Annotated in this window: 2 protein-coding genes and 1 pseudogene; 1 reads left to right on the forward strand and 2 read right to left on the reverse strand. The window is 56.0% G+C overall.

What is annotated here, in order from left to right; translation table 11 throughout:
* Nucleotides 1-70 precede the first annotated feature (70 nt).
* Nucleotides 71-307 (forward strand): hypothetical protein, encoded by a 237-nt coding sequence (locus ACO4XG_RS10895; protein ID WP_308509381.1) that lies wholly within the window; start codon nt 71-73, stop codon nt 305-307.
* A gap of 191 nt (nt 308-498) precedes the next feature.
* On the opposite strand, the gene ACO4XG_RS10900 is transcribed toward ACO4XG_RS10895, so the two are convergent.
* Together ACO4XG_RS10900 and ACO4XG_RS10905 are read right to left on the reverse strand one after the other, a co-directional pair.
* The gene (locus tag ACO4XG_RS10900) at nt 499-1,911 is read right to left on the reverse strand and encodes an autotransporter outer membrane beta-barrel domain-containing protein (RefSeq protein ID WP_308509382.1); all 1,413 of its coding nucleotides are present in this window, start codon (nt 1,909-1,911) and stop codon (nt 499-501) included.
* A 329-nt stretch (nt 1,912-2,240) separates the two neighbouring features.
* A pseudogene (locus ACO4XG_RS10905) lies at nt 2,241-2,438 on the reverse strand (transposase); the annotation flags it as partial.

Raw genomic sequence — 2,438 nt, forward strand, 5'->3', positions numbered from 1 at the left:
ACAGTTCGCCGGAGGAATTATTTCAGACTGTCCTACTTGATCTTGCAATCTAGCAAGAGGATCTTAGCACATGCACATAGAAACACTCGGCAACGATACAACCTCCTGTCTCACGGTACTCCGCATTTACAACTCGAATCCGGACTTTCTTTCGCATCACCTCGGACAGGAGCAAATTTTTCTCGACTTTATCGACGAAGAACGCCGGGAGGCTGCACGCCACGGCTTTGGAATCCGCCTCATCTCGGCGGGAGGGCGCCCCCTCGGCATTCTCGACTATATGCAACGACCCACCGGTTATGTATAGCTGTCCCTTCTTATTTTGGATGCCTCTGCGCAGCGACGTGGTCAATGACTACGAGCCCAATTTAATTTCCTTCCGGCAAAAACTTGGCTTCGTAGGCACGCGAAAAGACGGCCTCACAAACTGCGGAAGGCCGTCTCTTTTTCTCTGTATGGCTTAGTGCTTTCGATAGCGCCTGTCTCTTTCCCTCTTCTTTACTTGGTCCCCGTGAGCGCTACGCCGTTCACATAGAGCGTGTGCCCGTTTGCCGTCACATTGGCCGCATTCCCGTTAAAGGAAGTCACATAGCTGTCCGCACTGAGCGTCCAGGTACTGGTGCTGTCCAGCGTCACCGAGACGGTTCCGACTTCGGTCGAGACAGTCTCGCCCTTCGCATTGCTGATCTTGCCGTCCACGGAGCCCTCTAAGCTCGAGCCGTCGCTAAGCTCAAGATTTAAGGTGGAATCGTTGCCCACCTTGACTGCGCCCGCAAGCGTCTGCTTGCTCGCCTTCAAGGTCGCAATGTTCTTTCCGCCGCTCCAACCGTCCGCGCAGACCGAGAGCAGTATCTTCTCGGAGTCCTCGTTGACAATCTTCACATCGTTCAAGGTGATTACGGCATCGGTGTTGGTCACGTGGAACACATGGCCGCTTTGACTGGTCAGGCTGCCGCCGTTCATCGTAAAACTGCTCGTGCCGCTGTCCGCATCGCCGGACATGGACTGATAAATCATGATGCTGTCGAGGAAGGTCGCGTTGCCGTTTCGCTCTGTATTCTTCGCCGTGAGATTGCAGTTCTCAAGCTTGATGGAGTTCAGTCCCTCAATGCAGACACCCTCCGCGCGATAGGACTTAAGCTCTGCGTTGGACACCGTGATGTCCGCCGTGGAATAAATCGCCGGGGAGCCGACGCCGCTTGACTCATAGCTGCCGCCGTCTACCACGACCGTGCCGCCGCCGCGGTCCGTTCGAATCGCCGCGGAGGACTGGCCTGTCGTCGTGACCTTCAGATTCGAGGCATTTGTGATGCCGCCGCCGGTTGTCATAATGCCGCCGGAGCCGTCGCCCATGGTTGTAATTTTCGTGTCCTTTATGGTGACCGTCGTGCCGTCGCCGCTCGCGCCGTTCTTTCCCCCGTTGCCGCCGTAGCAGAACATACCGTTCGCGCCGTTCGCGTTGGAAGTAATGCTTCCGCCGGTAATCGTGGTCTTGGAACCGCCTTTTACCAGAAGCGCTGCGTTGAGGCCGTAGAAGTTGCAGTTGTCACCGCCGTCGGAGTCGCCGGTCTTTGTGAGCAGAGGGTTCGCAATGGTCACTGCATCGGAGGTCGAAATCAGCAGGGCGCTCTCATCGCTTGTGGCGCTCACGTAGGTCTGGTCACTCGTCGAAGTTGCCGTCGTAATTTCCGCCGCCCCTTTGTAATCGATGTCCGCGCTGCTTCCGCCGGGTGCACCGCCCGACGCTCCCCCGGGACCGCCCTTCCCATCCGGCGCCTCACCGCTCGGCGCTTCCCCCTGCGCCGTGCTGCTCTCTGTCTCGGTGCCTTTGGCAGCCTTGTTTCCGCAAGCGGCGACACTCAGCGCCACCGCTGTCGCAAGCAGCAACACGCGGCAGTTCTTCTTTCTCATAGCGCTCCCTTCTCAATGCCGACAACGCGGTCGGTCGATTGAATATCACAAGTTCCATCGGGGCAAGCTCTGTTGCAAGCCTAACATAACCCACGCCGCGATACTTAGCAAGCAGCTTTTATAGTCCTGTCAATCCTTCCTTGTCAATCGCCCCCACCCGTAAAACGGGTGATTCGGGATGCGGGCTATAAGCCCGCATTACTAGCCAGCGTCTAAAGGCGCTGGCTTTCTCCTTGTGCCTCCCAGGAAGCAAAGCTTCCTGGGAGCTCCGTTCAAGCCACCTTGCTTTTATCACCTGGCTGCCCCTAAAGGGGCAATTATTGGCTTAATTACTTTTGATCCGTTCCAGGCTTCGCCCCGAACGGATCTTCGTAATCCTTTACACTCATCTTATCTTGAAGAGTATCAGCTCTCTTGGTCTTGGATATACTTTCTTACCGTCACATCATTCAATCCTACGGTACTTACGTAGTATCCCTCTGCCCAAAAGTGCCTGTTCCCAAACTTATACTTCAGATTCGCATGCC

The sequence above is a fragment of the Stomatobaculum sp. genome (assembly GCF_057248925.1).